Below are 17,146 nucleotides of genomic sequence, written 5' to 3' on the forward strand. Positions count from 1 at the left end.
CCTATTTTATTTGGTTAACTCTATTCATTTACCTTCGATAGCTTGAATATAGCGAAAGGAGGTTTTCTCAAAGCCAATGGACTCGTAGTAGGCTTGGGTTTTCTCGCGGCGCATAGAGGTGGTGACCTCAAGCTGGCAACAACCTCGCTTACTTGCTCTGTCTTTGGCAAAGTCAATCAGTTGCGTCCCCACACCTAAGCCTCGACTGGCCTCAGTCACCACTAAAGCAGTAATGCGGCAGATTTGCTGCTGCGAGGGAAAATAATCAAAAAAGATCAAACTTATCAACCCAGCCACAACTCCCTCTGACTCTGCGAGATAGATTTCATCCGATCTTTTAGGAGCATCGAGATACTGCTGTAACTGCGGCTCGGTGGCATTGTAACCCAGCTGTAACAGTAAGCTAGTTATGGCATTAAGGTCGGCTATTTGTGCTTGTCTAATCGAAATGGCGCCCATCATACTTCCTTATTTTGTCCAGTATCTAGATTTCTATTAAGCAGGTAGTCTGCCAATACATGACTCTTGAGGTTGGCATATCTTAGGCTAACGCAAAGGGGTTAACGCATAAAAAATCCCACACTCATGGCGAAACCGACAAGCACTATAAAACCCCGCAACAGGGATTGGGGAATGCGATAAGCCAGCGCGGCGCCGAGATAGCCGCCAATAATCGCCATGATGGCAAGCAGTAACAGATATTGTCCATCAATCAGATTACCTAGGGCGTAAATCACCACGGCAATGGTGGTGAGTAGGGCGGAGAGTAAATTTTTAAGCCCGTTCATCCCATGTAATTGGGTTTGGCCGAGTAACCCAAAGGTGGCGAGTAAAATAATCCCTAATCCCCCGTTAAAATAACCGCCGTAAATACAGACGATGAAGAGAATCATCATTGCCGTCAGTGGCTTGACGGTATTCACTCGGGGGAGGTTGGCATTCGCTAAACGTTTTTTCAGTAACCAAGGTCCGGCGATAAAGGCGAGTGTGGCCAGCAAAATCAACCAAGGGACAAGATAAGCAAATACTTGCTCGCTGGTGCTTAGCAGTATCGCCGCGCCTAGGCATCCGCCAGCTATCGCAATCAGGCAGAGGGTTTTTAAGCTAAGATTTGCAGGATATTCAATCTCTTTTCGAAAACGCCATGCACTGGCAAGGTAGCCAGGGAGCAGGGCCGCCGTACCCGTAGCATTGGCCATCAGTGGTGGTACGCCCACAAACACAAGGGCAAATAAGGTAATAAAGCTGCCGCCGCCCGCCACCGCATTTAACATGCCGCCGAGTAAACCTGCGAGGGCGATCAGTAACCAATCCATAGTGAATGCTCCGCTGCCATTGACCTGTTGAACGAGAACGTTAATTGCTTATAAAAACATCACCTTAACAGTAAGTTACTTAGATGAAAAGCCATCAATATTGCTAAGTGCCAGCAGATTGATGGCTTTGTTATGGGGTCTGAATCGGTTTAGCTAGAAAGTCTTGGCACTAAGTGCTCAGCCTAACTCATCGAAAGTTATTCAGACTTATGATGCCTTTATTCAGCGTGAAACAGTCCTGACTCAAAAATCACCGTAGCTATCGCCAAGTATTGATCGCTAAATACTTCTTCTCCCCAGCAATGTTGCCCACGTTCTTGATAGTACACATGGTAACTGGCATTCGATGGCGTAGCGACGCAGTACCAACCATCAAATGTCTGCTTGCTAAAGTTGACCCAATACTGCGCATCCGCCTGTTTGATCTGCTGAAGTAGCGCTTCATCTTGCGACAATAGCGCCGCAAGTTCGGCTGCGCTGGTGATCTTGTGCTCGATTTTTAACTGATTGAGTAATGCCTTGAGTATCATAATTGCGCCCTTTATCCAGAGGATTGCACACCATATTAGCGAATGGCTGAGGCAATCGAGGATTCGATTAAAGCGTCAAACACATCGGCTTGGCCTGCGGGGATCAGTTGCCGATGAATTTCGCGGCGCTTCGCACTGTCAAATAAGCGCTCCGCAACCCAACCCGTTAAATAGAGTGAGGACAGACAACCTCCCGCGGTGGCAATATTGCCATTGACCACCAGAGCAGAGTCTTCCACCTCCACACCCATTGCTACCAATGCGGGTTTGGCATCGGGGTGAGTCGTTGCCGAGATATTGTCGAGTAAGCCTAACTTGGCAAAAAAGAATGAGCCCGCACAAATACTGCCAAGCAATTGCTGTGCGGGATCTAATTTAAGGGCCGACATAAACTCAGGATCCGCAAGTGCGGCAGGTACGCCTTTGTAGCCGCTGCTGAATAACACCACGTCAGCATCGGCGACTTGCGCGACATGACCATCGGTTTCTACCGTCATCCCCAAACTCGACCTGTGGCTAGGTTTGGTGCCTAGCACTTTGACTGTCCAATCGGTTGTTGTGCGGCCGAGAATATCGCGCATTAAAAAGAAATCGATATCGGTAAATTCATCAAATATCACAATCGCAATCTGGTACATCCTTTGTCCTCTTGTTTGCATTGGGATGACTTAAGGCTTGAATAGGCTCAGCCTTAAGTCTGGGTTATCAATATGGGTTATTGTAATGCATGGTTAATCAACATCTTAACTAGCACTTACGATGGATGCCGCTTGGCAAAAATAGCATGGACATTAAAATCTTGGCTTTGCATTCTGGTTAATGTCTGGGTTAACACTTCATCGGCCGCATCTTCAATCTGCAGGATCTTCTCTGCTGCGACATAGTCGCTAAAGGCTGTGGAGACTTGCTCAAACAACGCTGTTATATCGCCAAATGCGGGATGACTGAATTGCGGGTTAGGTAACCCCTTAAGGGATCGCAGTTTTAGAAGCATTAACGCAGTCAATGGTAAATATGCGTGTGGCCCACTATCAAACTCAAAAAAGCACTTTTTATCGCCGATAACTGCTTGCTCTACCTGATGGTCACACAGGGTTTGCAACATAGTGCTGATGAATTCGATATCCTGTGTGTCCCAGTTATCTAAAAAGGGCGCATAGGGGAAAGGAGCCGTTTTTCGCAATGTCACTTGCACTTCACTAGTAAAAGGCGGCTCAATAACACCCAAATATCGCCCATATAACAACACCAAAAAATCACCGATAAACCCGTGGGAACGAATTATCCAGCCAGCGCGCCAGGCGGTGGCGTTCGCATTATATAACTCATCCGCTTCAGCTTTTAGTCCTGCTAACAACATAATCACAAGCTGAAATGCTCGTTCTGTTGCCCACATGGCATTAGCAATCTCACCTTTTGTTTCAATCTCGCGGTAAAAACGATAGTAGTCAATCGCAGTATCAAAATAACCATATGCTAGTGAGCACATCAATGGCTTAGCTTCAAGTATACCGGATTCGATATAGGTAAGCTGGGCCAGATAACCCCAATGGCGTTTGGGTACACCAAACTCAGCCCGAAATAATTGCCATTGACGAAAATCCTTATCGAATTCACGGTATTGCTTTACTCTTTCAAAACTATCAGCCTTCCCGCTATTGATATAATCGGTTAGTAGATGTTGATTGCGGGGAAATACATCTTGAGCATAATCGCGCATATGCTTACGACTGCGGCTGCGTTTATTGAGATATTTAGCTAACAACTTGAGCATCCTTATTATTTTGGCTGCGGCGAGTTTACCGCAACTGCATACAAGGTGGCTAACTGTGAAGGAAAACGACTGGATAGGCCATCTATTCAAACGATTTGTAAAGCAGGGGTGAATGTGCAGAACATTGCAGCAAACAGCGCTGATGCGTTGGCGACCATCGAAAAAAGGGACTTTTTCGTTGAGCCCCCAAGGATGGGTTTACGGCGTGTCGCCAGAGCATAAGTGCTGTTGCACTCGTCAGTTTCAATGGGTTAAGCAAAGCAATAAAAAGCCCAGAATCCTCTTCTGGGCTTTTAAAACTAAAAAAAATCGGTTAACGCTCAACATCTTTTAGCCTAAAGCTTCAATTTAACGTAAGTTTCAAGCCTTATTGCTATAGGTTATTTGCACACGTTATAGAACGCTTAAAACACCATCTCTGGTACATGGTCTGGCACGATTAATTTGCCAGCGGTTTTGCTAACAATTTCTTCAACGCTGACACCGGGGGCGCGCTCTAACAGATGGAAGGCGCCATCTTTAATCTCGATAAAGGCTAAATCGGTGACAACACGTTTGATACAGCCGTAACCTGTGAGGGGCAATTCGCACACGGGTAACAGCTTAGAGTTGCCGTACTTATCGGCGTGCATCATAGTCACGATAATATTTTCCGCACCCGCCACTAAATCCATTGCACCGCCCATGCCTTTGATAAGTTTGCCTGGGATCATCCATGAGGCAATGGAACCATTCACATCGACCTCAAAGGCGCCGAGTACGGTTAAGTCCACATGGCCGCCACGGATCATCGCGAAGCTTTCGGCGGAGGAGAAAAACGAGGCGCCTTTTACCGCGGTGACGGTTTGTTTACCGGCGTTAATTAAATCCGGATCGATAGTTTCTTCCGTCGGAAATTCACCCATGCCGAGCAGACCGTTTTCCGATTGCAGCATCACTTCCATGCCAGCGGGAATGTAATTGGCCACGAGCGTGGGAATGCCAATACCGAGGTTGACGTAGTAGCCGTCTTGTAATTCTTTGGCAACGCGCTGTGCCAGTTGTTCTCTTGATAATGCCATGATCTTTATCCTTCCTTTACCTAGAGTCTCTATTGGCCTCAATTTTTCGGTCTTTATTTAGGGCTTAGACTCTGTCGCTTTAGCTTGCGTTGTTAATCGTTCAGCGTTGCTTATTTCGCCGCTTTTACCGTGCGCTGCTCGATACGTTTCTCGAACTTGCCTTGGATGACGCGATCAACATAAATGCCGGGAGTATGGATATGATCAGGATCGAGCTCGCCCGGCTCCACAATAAACTCAGCTTCCACTACCGTGATTTTGCCCGCAGTCGCCATCATAGGGTTAAAGTTAGCGGCGGTTTTGCGGAACACTAAGTTACCCATAGTATCGGCCTTCCAAGCGCGAACGAGGGCAAAATCGGCTGTCAGAGATTCTTCTAACACATAGTGACGGCCTTTGATCTCGCGGGTTTCTTTGCCTTCCGCCACGGGGGTGCCGTAGCCTGTGGCGGTGAAAAATGCCGGAATGCCTGCACCGCCGGCGCGGATTTTTTCCGCCAGCGTGCCCTGCGGCGTTAAAATCACATTCAGTTCGCCCGAGAGCATTTGCTGTTCGAAGGTGGCGTTCTCACCGACGTAGGAGGCGATCATGGTCGAAATCTGGCGATGTTTTAACAATAAGCCCAGACCGAAATCATCCACACCGGCATTATTCGAAATGGCGGTTAAGCCTTTAACGCCCATCTTAACCATTTGATTGATTAAGCCTTCAGGAATACCACACAGGCCAAAACCGCCAACCATAATGGTCATATCATCGGATAAACCTGTTAACGCTTCTTCATAGCTGCTGACGACTTTATTGAGTCCTGCCATTTTGATGTCCTTTAAATTGTTATTCGTGTCCAATCATTTCTAGCACCTAGCACCTAGCACCTAGCACCTAGCACCTAGGCTTTGGCGCCCTGCAAGATTGCATTGGCGACTTTAGAGCCATTAAGACGATTTAATTGTTTGCTGATCCCAAAACCCGCTAAAGCCAGTTTTTCTAAATCTATACCCGTCTTCAAACCGAGCCCGTGGAGCATATAGACCAAGTCTTCACTCGCTAGATTGCCCGATGCGCCTTTTGCATACGGGCAACCACCTAGGCCCGCCACTGAGGCGTCAAAGCTGCGCACACCTAAGTCGAGGCAGGCGGTAATATTGGCTAATGCTTGGCCATAGGTGTCGTGGAAGTGCAGGGCAAGCTTTTCAACCGGGACTCGCTCCATCACGGCTTGCAGCATTTTACGGGCTTTTAACGGCGTGCCTACACCGATAGTGTCGCCGAGCGAAATTTCGTAACAGCCCATTTTGTAAAGGATTTCAGACACTCTTGCCACTTCGTTCGCCGCGATTTCCCCTTCATAGGGGCAACCTAAAACGCAGGACACATAGCCACGCACGGGGATATTGGCGGCTTTTGCCATGTCCATCAACGGGATAAAGCGTTCAATCGACTCTTCAATCGAACAGTTGATATTGCGTTGGCTAAAGCTTTGTGAAGCCGCGCCAAAGATAGCGACTTCGGAAGCTTTTGCATCCAGCGCCAGTTCTAAGCCTTTGACATTAGGGGTGAGGGCGCTGTAAACCACGCCCGCTTGACGGCGAATTTGGCGCAATACGTCACCGCTGTCGGCCATTTGTGGCACCCATTTGGGTGATACAAAACTGCCTGCTTCAATTCGCTTCACACCCGCATCGGCGAGGGATTCAATCAAGGCGACTTTGGCCTGTGTTGGGACGGCGGCCTCATTCTGCAAGCCATCACGGGGCCCCATCTCGAATAGGCTAACCCTATCCGAGCTGGCGCTTAAGTTCGTAAGATCCAGCGCAGACATTTAGGCTTCCTCGCTCTGAGCTTTGGGCTCAACATGGAGCAGCACTGCGCCATCGCTCACTAACTCGCCCGCCTTGAAGTAGAACTCGGTAACAATACCGTCGAAGGGCGCTTCGATGGTGTATTCCATCTTCATCGCTTCCATCACCAGTAGCCCTTGTCCTGCCTTCACCTCAGCACCGACTTCCACTAAGTGGGTCACGACAGTGCCGTTCATTGGGGCCTTGAGCTTATCTTCATTGCTCGATTCTGCCTCAACCACTTGGGTTTTTACCGCCCTGAAGTGATAACTGCCTGAGGGTAAAAACAGCGTAAAATCATCGCCCTGAGCGCTGACAGGCACTTTACTCTTATGGCCGTTGATTTCGGCTAACAGTAGATCTTGCTTAAGCTCACCACTAAGGGACTTGCTCACTTGGCCATCTGCTGCGGGTTGGGATAATAGGTAGTGATCGCCAAAGTCTAACAATACCAATTGTTGTAACTCGTGGGCATCGTCGAGCAGGGCAATTGTATGCTGGCTAACGCTGTTGAGTCTAAAGCCACTGACTTGGCCCCAAGGTGAGTAAGGATCGGCGCTATTAATCGCCTGAGCCTTGGCGGCTTCTTTACGGGCAAGTACTTGATACAGCGCGGCAAAGGCGATTGCCGTATCGGTTTCGCTCGAAGCACTGCCAATCAGCGCATCGCCGTAACGATTGATAAAGTCGGTGCTAAAATCCGCCTTGGCGAAGGCGGGATGTTCGGCAATATTGGCCAAAAATTCAATATTGTGTTTAAGCCCACTGATTTGATAGGACTCGAGGGCATGCACTAGGCGTTGCAGCGCACGTGGGCGCGACTCATCCCACACAATCAGTTTGGCGATCATTGGATCATAAAAGTTACTGATCACATCGTTTTCACGGATGCCGGAATCGATACGCACATATTTGCTTTGCTCAGGCTCGCGCAGGAAGTTGAGCTTACCGCTGGCGGGTAAAAACTCATTTTGCGGATCTTCGGCGTAAATACGTACCTCAAAGGCGTGTCCATGGATACGCACTTCGTCCTGTTTGAGCGGTAAAGGTTGACCACTGGCGACCATTAACTGCCATTTGACTAAGTCTTGGCCCGTCACCATTTCGGTCACTGGATGCTCTACCTGCAGACGGGTATTCATCTCCATAAAGTAGAAGCTATTGTCGGTATCTAACAGGAATTCAACAGTTCCCGCGCCGACATAATCGATGGCCTTGGCGGCAGCGACAGCGGCTTCACCCATTTGGGCGCGCAGCTCATCGCTTAAACCGGGTGCAGGCGCTTCTTCGACCACTTTTTGGTGGCGGCGCTGAATCGAGCAGTCGCGATCCGATAGGTAAATTGCATTGCCAAAGGTATCGGCAAACACTTGCACTTCGACATGGCGAGGCTGGCGTAAATAACGCTCCATCAATAACTTATCGTTACCGAAGGAGGAGGCCGCTTCACGGCGCGCCGAGTTGATGGCGTCCATAATTTCGCCTTCGTGCTCAACGATACGCATGCCTTTGCCACCGCCACCGTAGGCGGCCTTAATCAGCATGGGGAAACCGATTTTTAAGGCTTCGGCCTTGAGGGTGGCATCGGTTTGATCGTCACCATGGTAACCGGGTACTAAAGGCACTTGGGCCGCCGTCATAATGGCTTTGGCCGCGCTCTTGCTGCCCATGGCATCGATGGCATCGCTGCCTGGGCCAACAAACACGATTCCGGCCGCCTCACACTTGCGGGCAAAGTCGGCGTTTTCCGATAAAAAACCATAGCCTGGGTGAATGGCTTGTGCCTGAGCTTTTTTGGCAATCTCGATAATCAAGTCGCCCTTGAGGTAAGAATCTGCTGGGGCGCTACCACCTAAGTAAAACGATTCGTCGGCCATGGCAACATGGCGGGCGTTTTTATCGGCATCGGAATATAAGGCTACGGTGCGAACGCCCATGGCCTGCGCGGTTTTGATAATGCGGCAGGCAATTTCACCACGGTTAGCAATTAAAAGCTTAGTGAACATGCTGTTAGTCAACATCAAAGAACTCCTTGAGTATCTGTTGGCGTGTGCCAGTTCGGCTGACGTTTTTCGAAAAAGGCGTTTAAACCTTCTTGGCCTTCATCAGATACCCGAATGCGGGCGATGCGCTCGCTGGTGTAATCAATCGTATCTTGGTCTATCACGCCGTCTTCGAGGCGGGCGAGTAGGGTCTTCACCCACGCCATTCCCTGCGGACTGTTGGCGAGCAACGCGGTGATAATAGGTTGGGCTGCGGCCTCAAGATCGTCGTTTATCTCATGGATAACATTGAGTTTGAGCGCCGTTGGCGCATCAAAACGCTCCGCGGTCAGCATATAGCGGCGTGAGGCGCGATTGCCCATGGCGCGGGCAACGTAGGGGCTAATTACCGCGGGGATCAGCCCTAGTTTGACTTCGCTTAAGCAGAAGCTTGCGCGCTCGGTGGCGATGGCAATATCACTGGCGCAGATTAACCCCAGCGCGCCGCCAAAGGCCGCACCTTGGACTAAGGCGATAGTAGGTTTTGGAAAGGTATCTAAATCCTGCATCAGCTTAGCCAGCGCCTTGGCGTCATTCAGATTTTGCTCAAAATCCATCTTGGCTTGTTTGCGCATCCAGTTTAAGTCGGCGCCTGCGCTGAAGTTTTTGCCATTGGCTTTTAATACCAACAGTTTGCAGTCTTTGTGCTCGGCAAAATAACCGAGGACGGCGATCATCTCGCTGATCATCACCTCATCGAAGGCATTGTGCACTTCGGCTCGGTTAAGAATTAACTCGCCTACGCCGTTATTCAGCGCATAGCTGACGTGCTGCAAATTAGCTAAGGATTGAGTGCTAGTGTTCTGGTGTTGTGTGTCAGTCATTATTAGTTATTCCCTCTATGATTGATACGTAAGGCATCGCAAGATGCGTTACATACGGAAGACACCGAAGCGGGTATCTTCGATAGGGGCATTTAATGCGGCTGACAGGGCAAGGCCCACCACATCACGGGTTTGCGCTGGGTCGATAATGCCGTCATCCCATAGGCGGGCGCTGGCATGGTAGGGATGACCCTCTTTATCGTACTGGGCAATAATCGGTGCCTTGAAGGCCTTTTCATCCTCAATTGACCATGCTTCGCCTTTACGGGCTAAACCGTCGCGGCGCACTGTGGCTAATACGCCAGCGGCTTGCTCGCCACCCATTACAGAGATGCGCGCATTGGGCCACATCCACATCATGGTCGGCTCGAAGGCGCGGCCACACATACCGTAGTTACCCGCGCCGTAGCTGCCACCTATAATCACGGTAAATTTTGGTACATTGGCACAGGATACTGCGGTCACCATTTTGGCACCGTGTTTAGCAATACCTTCGTGTTCGTACTTTTTACCCACCATAAAGCCAGTGATGTTTTGCAGGAACAGCAGCGGGATCTTGCGCTGGCAGCACAGCTCGATAAAGTGCGCGCCTTTTTGCGCCGATTCTGAGAATAAAATGCCGTTGTTGGCGACAATCCCCACGGGATAGCCGTGAATACGGGCAAAACCACAGACCAAAGTCGCGCCATAGTTGGCCTTAAACTCATCGAAATCCGAGTCGTCGACGATGCGGGCGATGACTTCTTTGACATCGAAGGGCTTTTTCAAGTCGGTGCCGACGATGCCGTAGAGTTCGTTGATATCAAATTTGGGTGGCTTAACAGGGCTCAGCAGACTATTGATTTGTTTTTGATGATTCAGACGCAGCACTGCGCGGCGGGCAAGCTCTAAGGCATGCTCATCGTTTTGGGCTAAGTGATCCGCCACACCTGAAATTTTAGTGTGTACGTCAGCGCCGCCGAGTTCTTCGGCGCTGACTTCTTCACCGGTCGCGGCTTTAACTAACGGCGGCCCAGCTAAGAAGATAGTGCCTTGTTCTTTAACGATAATAGATTCATCGGCCATGGCAGGCACATAGGCGCCGCCCGCAGTACACAGACCCATCACCACCGCAATTTGTGGAATACCCTTGGCGGACATTTGTGCTTGGTTGTAGAAAATCCGGCCGAAATGGTCGCGATCTGGGAACACTTCATCCTGACGGGGCAAGTTAGCGCCGCCCGAGTCGACTAGATAGATACAGGGCAGATGGCAGCGGCTGGCAATCTCCTGTGCCCTTAAGTGTTTTTTGACCGTGATAGGGTAGTAAGTGCCGCCTTTGACCGTGGCATCGTTGGCGATAATCATGCACTCTACGCCGCTAACGCGGCCGATACCGGCGATAATCCCTGCAGCGGGTACTTCTTCATCGTAAACGTCGAAGGCCGCGAACTGTGACAGCTCTAAAAAGGGCGAACCTGCGTCGAGGAGTTTCTCAACCCGTTGACGGGGAAGGAGTTTGCCGCGGGCCAAATGGCGCTCTAGGGCAACGGGGCCTCCGCCAAGTTCAATTTTGGCGAGTTTGGTTTTAAGATCGGCCACTAGGGCGGCCATATCATCGGATTTGGCTTTAAATTCATCGCTACGGGCGTTGATACGACTGCTTAATTGCGTCACTTTGATTGTCCTTATAAAGCGGTAACTCAGTATCAGTTGGCTCGGTGGGCGAGGAGCATGAAAGGCTAAAGCTCGTCATGCGCCGTTCGCCCTAGGCTGCTTATTTCGATTCGTTAAAGAGCTCGCGGCCAATCAGCATACGGCGAATTTCTGAGGTGCCAGCACCGATCTCATAGAGTTTGGCATCGCGCAGTAAGCGGCCAGTCGCATATTCATTGACGTAACCGTTACCGCCGAGCAATTGAATGGCATCCAGTGCCATTTTGGTCGCCAGTTCCGCGCTGTAAAGAATGGCGCCCGCGGCGTCTTTACGGGTGGTTTCACCGCGATCGCAGGATTTCGCCACGCTATACACATAGGCTTTAGCGGCGTTCATGCCGGTATACATATCGGCTAATTTGCCTTGAACTAATTGGAATTCACCGATGGATTTACCAAATTGCTCACGTTCGTGGATATAAGGCACGACGATATCCATACAGGCATTCATGATCCCAAGCGGGCCGCCTGAGAGCACGACGCGTTCGTAATCTAAGCCACTCATCAGCACTTTGACGCCATTGTTGAGGCCACCAAGAATATTTTCCTCTGGCACTTCGACATCTTCAAACACCAGTTCACAGGTGTTTGAACCGCGCATGCCTAATTTGTCGAGTTTTTGCGCTTGGCTGAAACCTTTAAAACCACGCTCAACGATAAAGGCCGTGATGCCGTGGGCGCCCTTGGTTAAGTCGGTTTTGGCATAAATCACATAGGTATTGGCATCGGGACCGTTGGTGATCCACATCTTGTTGCCATTGAGGATATAACGGTCGCCTTCTTTACGGGCGTGCAGCTTCATTGAAACCACATCTGACCCTGCATTGGGTTCACTCATCGCCAGAGCACCGATATGTTCACCGCTGACCAGCTTTGGTAAATACTTGGCTTTTTGCTCAGCATTACCGTTACGGTTAATTTGGTTTACACACAGGTTGGAGTGGGCGCCGTAGCTTAACCCGATAGAAGCAGATGCGCGGGAAATCTCTTCCATGGCGACCACGTGGGCAAGATAGCCCATATTTGCACCGCCGTATTCCTCAGGCACAGTGACACCTAAGAGTCCCATTCCACCGAGCACGGGCCAAATTTCGTTAGGGAAGGCGTTGTCGTGGTCGACTTTGGCGGCAATAGGGGCGATTTCATGTTTAGCGAAATCTTGCACCGCATCGCGCAGCATATCGACTTCTTCGCCTAGGCCAAAATTGAGACTGGTGTAGAGTGAGTTCATTGCTTGTGTCCTATCTTAGGTTCTAATTTATATTTTTATGATTATTAGGTGCTTGAGTCTTTAAAACCGTCTTACAGTGCGTGATATACCCCTGTCACGCGGTCGTACCAACTGAGGTTTTGATTAATGCTATGCTCGCAAGCCTCGAAGGGATTAGGCCTTGGCCTTGCTTTCTTCTAGGGCGAGGCGGCATTGCTGCTCGGCCGAGTTCAGCTCCATCAGTACCACTTTAATGTCGTCCATTTGCTGCTGCAGTGCGGATTTTTTCTCTTCGACTAGGGCAAGCATGGTATTGAGCTGGGTGGTGCTGCTCTTGTCGGCATCGTAAAGTTCGAACAGGCGGCGGGTTTCCGCGAGGGAGAACCCAAGGCGCTTGCCGCGCAGAATTAGTTTGAGTCGAACCCTGTCTTTGAGACTGTAAATGCGGGTTTGACCGCGACGTTTTGGCTTAAGTAAGCCTTGGTCTTCGTAAAAACGAATGCTTCGGGTCGTGATATCAAACTCTTTTGAGAGATCACTGATCGAATAAGTCGTTTGTGGCGTGTTAGTTGCGCTCATTCAGGCACCTTAGTTAATCATTTTTATGCAAGATATATGAAGTTTACGTAAAGGTAAAGATTGTGGCGTGGTTAGTCTGATTTTTTTGTCAATTCTTGTTGCCACTCGCTCTAGCGGCTTGAGTTCAACCTATTGATATTAATGATGTAAGTGCGAGCGTAAAAGGTTCTAGTGAAGCGGGGATATGCCGCGTTGTCCTCGTCTTACAATTGGGTAACGCAGCGCAGTGGATTGAGCAAGTAACTTGTATCAAAAGCCGCGATTATCGGCGTTTACTCCATGGTGTTGAGCAAGCCGTCGTCTGCTAACACACCTTCATAGGTTGGGCGGTTTAATGCCTCGATAAGTACCAGATCGCGTTTATATACATCATTGTAAAACTTGATTTTTCCATTTTTGATCGTTGCCGTCCAATACATGATCAAAATGTCTAAGGGTTCATCTAAGAACAGGTTTTCCGTTTTTCCCTCACTTAATTTGCTACTGAGTGTGCTACTTGACCAATTGGCATTGGCACTCAGCAATTTATCCGCCAGCACGAGCGGATCTTTGACTCGAATACAGCCATGACTAAAGGCTCTATCCGTTTGTTCAAACAGACTTTTAGCTGGCGTATCATGCAGATAAATCGAGTATTGGTTAGGGAAGATAAACTTAACTAACCCCAGTGAGTTATCTTCACCCGGGTCTTGCACAAACCAGTAGGGGAAGTTTTTGCGCGTCATGCTGTGCCAATCGATACCGCTTGCATCCACGGGCGTGCCCGAGCCTTCGACCACTTTAAAGTGTTTCTTCTGTAAATAATCGGGATCTTTACGCAAGTGATTGATGATTTCTGTGGAGATGCTGCGGGGCACTGTCCAAGTAGGGTTAACGACCACGTATTTTAACTTGGATTTAAACAGTGGCGTTTTAGCGTTAATTTTGCCGATGATAATGTCGGTTCGCCAGCTTAAGTTGTTGTCTTTAAAGAGTAACAGCTCGTAACCTGCCAAGTTGACGATAAGATAATTGGCGGGCAAGTTTGCCGATAACCAGCGCGCTCGCTCGAGGTTAATACGGATCTGATCGACTCGTTGCGAGTAGGGCACATTCAGCGCCGCCATAGTGCCCGCACCAATCACGCCATCGGCTTTGAGACTATGGTCGGTTTGGAATTGACGCACCGCGGCTTCGAGCGTGCTGTCGTACGTTAAGGGCTGGTTCACGGCGGCGCTATTGTCCGCTGACGCGCTTGCAGCTATGTAACCTAACTCTGTTAGCCGAGTGGCAATGTCTTGCAGCGAAGGGGAAGTGCTGCCGGGCTTGATGACTTCCGTATAGGGAATGGGGCTAAAGGGATAGCGTGCCGCTAAGTCTTTGTACTGGGCAAGATACTGTTTTAGCTGATGATAAGGAGTAATCTTAGGCGCTAATCCCTTAATCGCCTCGGCAACTGTACGCGTTTTAATATGGGCTTCAAGCTGTTTTAATGTGGTATCAAAATCCAGATGGTTTTCATCATAATTCCAGGTTTTGCCGAGCATGCTGGGATTCACTTTGCCGTTCAGCAAGTGAATGGCGTAGGTGATGATCCCATCGCTTAGCAGCACTTCAAATACATTGCTGCGGTATTCATCCTGCCAATTCGAGGTACTGAGCTGTTGGTAAAGTTCGACTAGCTTGGAGTAGTGATAATCTTCCTTCGACAACCCTTCATCATCGGCACTTTTAATCACATCGAGCATAGTGCCAGCGTAGTCGTTGTCTTGCCAGAGCGGCTGATATTGACGCACTTGGTAGACCCGCGACAGTAGCTTGGCGCTAATAATCTGAGTATTGTCGACCTTGGCTCGTTCACCAATAGATAAGGGTTCGAGTAAGGTCTCTAGCTGCTGAGTTGACGCAATGCCGTTCGCGCTAACGAGACTGAGGACCAGGAGTAAGGCGGGTTTAAAGCGCATCATAATGCGTTTTCTTTCCATGAAAAATTCCATTAAAACATAAGATTATGTGGAATTATTATGTACAGCAAGGGATAAGCACAATAATCCAACATGTTTAACATTTTTAGCGGTTATATCCCTTAGTCTAATGGGGGAATAGCGCGCGGCAGGTCATAATCTTCGATGGAAGGAAGGGGAGAGTTTCATCTGTGGTGACACGGGTGAGTGTCATGATGGGAGGCCTTATGACAGATGTTGGACAACAATTACATCGGACATCTATTGCGAATAAACAGGCATTTTGGCAACAAGCCGCCAAGGCCTTAGATTGGGTTACGCCGAGCAAACAAATATTAGATGAAAGCGAGGCACCGTTTTATCACTGGTTTAGCGATGGCGAGTTAAATACTTGCTACAACGCGGTGGACAGGCACGTGTTGGCAGGGCGTGGTGAGCAAATTGCTATTCATTACGTGAGCCCTGTGACGGAAACAGAATACAGCATTACTTACCGAGAGTTGCAGGCGCAAGTGGCAAGGCTTGCTGGCTATTTGCAAAGTGTTGGCGTGACCAAGGGGGACCGTGTTGTCATCTACATGCCCATGGTGCCCGAGACTGCCTATGCCATGCTTGCCTGCGCGCGCATTGGTGCTATTCATTCGGTGGTCTTCGGCGGCTTTGCGGCTAATGAGCTGGCGACCCGTATCAATGATGCTAAGCCAAAGTTGGTAATGTCGGCCTCCTGCGGGATTGAGCCTTCGGGCGTGGTGCCCTATAAACCCCTACTGGACAAAGCATTAAATGAAGCGGTGCACAAAGTCGAGCACTGCTTGATTTTAAATCGCCCCCAATATGAGGCGCAAATGCAAGCGGGGCGAGATAAGGATTGGCAAACCGACTTATGTACTAGCGGCAGCGCCGATTGTGTGACGGTGAAAGCCACCGATCCCTTGTATGTGCTTTATACCTCAGGTACCACAGGTCAACCTAAAGGAGTGGTGCGAGACAATGGCGGTCATGCGGTGGCATTGGCTTGGTCCATGGCCAATATTTACGATATTGCCCAAGGGGATGTGTTTTGGGCGGCATCGGATGTGGGCTGGGTTGTAGGACACTCCTATATTGTCTATGGTCCGCTGCTTGTCGGGGCGACGACGCTGTTATATGAAGGCAAACCCGTAGGCACACCAGACCCAGGCGCTTTTTGGCGCACGATTGCTAAGTATCAAGTTAAAAGCTTTTTCACCGCGCCTACGGCGATCCGCGCCATTAAGCGCGAGGATCCCGATGGCGAATTTATCCAAGGTGTTGATTTAAACTGCCTGAAGAATGTCTTTTTAGCAGGGGAGCGTTGCGATCCCGATACCTTGCATTGGGCTGAAGCCAAACTGCATAAACCCGTTATCGACCATTGGTGGCAAACCGAAACGGGCTGGCCTGTGGCGGCAAACCTGATGGGCGTAGCACCGATTGCGGTTAAAGCGGGATCGCCCGGTCGACCCGTCCCTGGATATGAGGTCGATGTGGTCGATGAACTGGGCGCCAAAGTGGCGGCGAATGTCTCAGGTAACGTGGTGATCAAATTGCCGCTGCCACCGGGCACACTCACCACTCTCTGGCAAAATAATAAACGCTATCAAGACAGTTACTTATCTATGTATCCAGGCTATTACCTTACGGGGGATGCGGGTTACATGGATGAAGATGGCTATCTCTATATCATGAGCCGTATCGATGACATTATTAACGTAGCCGGCCATCGACTCTCCACTGGGCGGTTTGAAGAGGTACTCTGTCAGCATCCCGATGTGGCCGAAGCGGCCGTGATTGGTGTCGATGACAAACTCAAAGGCCAAGTGCCACTGGGGTTAGTGGTGCTTAAAAAAGGTGTGGTGATTACGGATGAAGAACTGCATAAGCAGTTAATTGCGCTGGTTCGTCAAGAAATAGGTCCTGTCGCGTCCTTTAGGTTGGTGAGCGCGATTCAAAAACTGCCGAAAACCCGCTCGGGTAAAATCCTGCGCGGCACTATGCGTAAAATTGCCGACAATCAGCAATATACGGCGCCAGCGACGATTGAAGATCCACAAACCCTCGATTTAGTTCGCACGACCTTAACCCGCATGGGCTATGCCGATGCCCTTGTGGGCTAAGTGACAAGGCAGTAGTGTGCGGTCAAAAATAAGGGCCGTACTGCCAAGATAAAGCGATAGTCTCATGAGTGCAGTCTCATCAGGCTATCGCTTTAATTTTTGCGGAAAGGGCTGGAGCCCAAGGCTTGCTCTTAGATGTCACTATTTGTTAGTCTAACCCGCATACTTAATCGTCGAGCTTTTACAAAGCACGATT

General features: G+C 49.6%; 15 protein-coding genes. 1 reads left to right on the forward strand and 14 read right to left on the reverse strand.

The features are described 5' to 3' along the window. Positions 1-24 precede the first annotated feature (24 nt). The 14 genes from SHD_RS03225 to SHD_RS03290 form a co-directional block, all read right to left on the reverse strand. Complete coding sequence (locus SHD_RS03225) at positions 25-459, reverse strand: GNAT family N-acetyltransferase (RefSeq protein WP_039977362.1); 435 nt, start codon at positions 457-459, stop codon at positions 25-27. A gap of 101 nt (positions 460-560) precedes the next feature. Next, positions 561-1,316 carry a sulfite exporter TauE/SafE family protein gene (locus SHD_RS03230; RefSeq protein ID WP_023265822.1) on the reverse strand — a complete coding sequence of 252 codons (756 nt, stop codon included), beginning with the start codon at positions 1,314-1,316 and terminating at the stop codon, positions 561-563. A 218-nt stretch (positions 1,317-1,534) separates the two neighbouring features. Then, positions 1,535-1,846 carry a hypothetical protein gene (locus tag SHD_RS03235; protein WP_023265823.1) on the reverse strand — a complete coding sequence of 104 codons (312 nt, stop codon included), beginning with the start codon at positions 1,844-1,846 and terminating at the stop codon, positions 1,535-1,537. Between the two features lie 35 nt (positions 1,847-1,881). Then, positions 1,882-2,484: a DJ-1/PfpI family protein gene (locus SHD_RS03240; RefSeq protein ID WP_023265824.1), complete on the reverse strand. Its 603-nt coding sequence runs from the start codon at positions 2,482-2,484 to the stop codon at positions 1,882-1,884. A 116-nt stretch (positions 2,485-2,600) separates the two neighbouring features. Beyond that, on the reverse strand, positions 2,601-3,620 hold the full coding sequence (locus tag SHD_RS03245) for a hypothetical protein (RefSeq protein ID WP_023265825.1): 1,020 nt from the start codon (positions 3,618-3,620) through the stop codon (positions 2,601-2,603). Positions 3,621-4,024: 404 nt separating this feature from the next. Beyond that, complete coding sequence (locus SHD_RS03250; protein ID WP_011623089.1) at positions 4,025-4,681, reverse strand: 3-oxoacid CoA-transferase subunit B; 657 nt, start codon at positions 4,679-4,681, stop codon at positions 4,025-4,027. A gap of 110 nt (positions 4,682-4,791) precedes the next feature. Beyond that, positions 4,792-5,496 (reverse strand): CoA transferase subunit A, encoded by a 705-nt coding sequence (locus tag SHD_RS03255; RefSeq protein WP_011071999.1) that lies wholly within the window; start codon positions 5,494-5,496, stop codon positions 4,792-4,794. A gap of 74 nt (positions 5,497-5,570) precedes the next feature. Next, positions 5,571-6,503, reverse strand: a complete 933-nt coding sequence (locus tag SHD_RS03260; RefSeq protein WP_023265826.1) for a hydroxymethylglutaryl-CoA lyase — start codon at positions 6,501-6,503, stop codon at positions 5,571-5,573. Beyond that, positions 6,504-8,543, reverse strand: a complete 2,040-nt coding sequence (locus SHD_RS03265; RefSeq protein ID WP_023265827.1) for an acetyl/propionyl/methylcrotonyl-CoA carboxylase subunit alpha — start codon at positions 8,541-8,543, stop codon at positions 6,504-6,506. Next, positions 8,543-9,388: an enoyl-CoA hydratase-related protein gene (locus SHD_RS03270; RefSeq protein ID WP_023265828.1), complete on the reverse strand. Its 846-nt coding sequence runs from the start codon at positions 9,386-9,388 to the stop codon at positions 8,543-8,545. The genes SHD_RS03265 and SHD_RS03270 overlap by 1 nt, the downstream gene beginning before the upstream one ends. 48 nt (positions 9,389-9,436) lie before the next feature. After that, positions 9,437-11,044, reverse strand: a complete 1,608-nt coding sequence (locus SHD_RS03275) for a carboxyl transferase domain-containing protein (protein ID WP_023265829.1) — start codon at positions 11,042-11,044, stop codon at positions 9,437-9,439. 100 nt (positions 11,045-11,144) lie between these two features. After that, positions 11,145-12,314: an isovaleryl-CoA dehydrogenase gene (locus SHD_RS03280; protein ID WP_011716702.1), complete on the reverse strand. Its 1,170-nt coding sequence runs from the start codon at positions 12,312-12,314 to the stop codon at positions 11,145-11,147. Positions 12,315-12,467: 153 nt separating this feature from the next. Continuing rightward, complete coding sequence (locus SHD_RS03285) at positions 12,468-12,872, reverse strand: MerR family transcriptional regulator (protein WP_011623082.1); 405 nt, start codon at positions 12,870-12,872, stop codon at positions 12,468-12,470. A gap of 272 nt (positions 12,873-13,144) precedes the next feature. Beyond that, a complete protein-coding gene (locus SHD_RS03290; RefSeq protein ID WP_235056931.1) occupies positions 13,145-14,836 on the reverse strand; it encodes a L,D-transpeptidase family protein in 1,692 nt (563 codons plus the stop codon). A gap of 206 nt (positions 14,837-15,042) precedes the next feature. On the opposite strand from SHD_RS03290, the gene SHD_RS03295 reads away from it, so the two are divergent. After that, on the forward strand, positions 15,043-16,950 hold the full coding sequence (locus SHD_RS03295; RefSeq protein ID WP_084294826.1) for a propionyl-CoA synthetase: 1,908 nt from the start codon (positions 15,043-15,045) through the stop codon (positions 16,948-16,950). Positions 16,951-17,146: the final 196 nt, after the last annotated feature.

It is taken from the genome of Shewanella decolorationis S12 (assembly GCF_000485795.1).
In the GTDB taxonomy this organism is placed as follows: Bacteria; Pseudomonadota; Gammaproteobacteria; order Enterobacterales; family Shewanellaceae; genus Shewanella; species Shewanella decolorationis.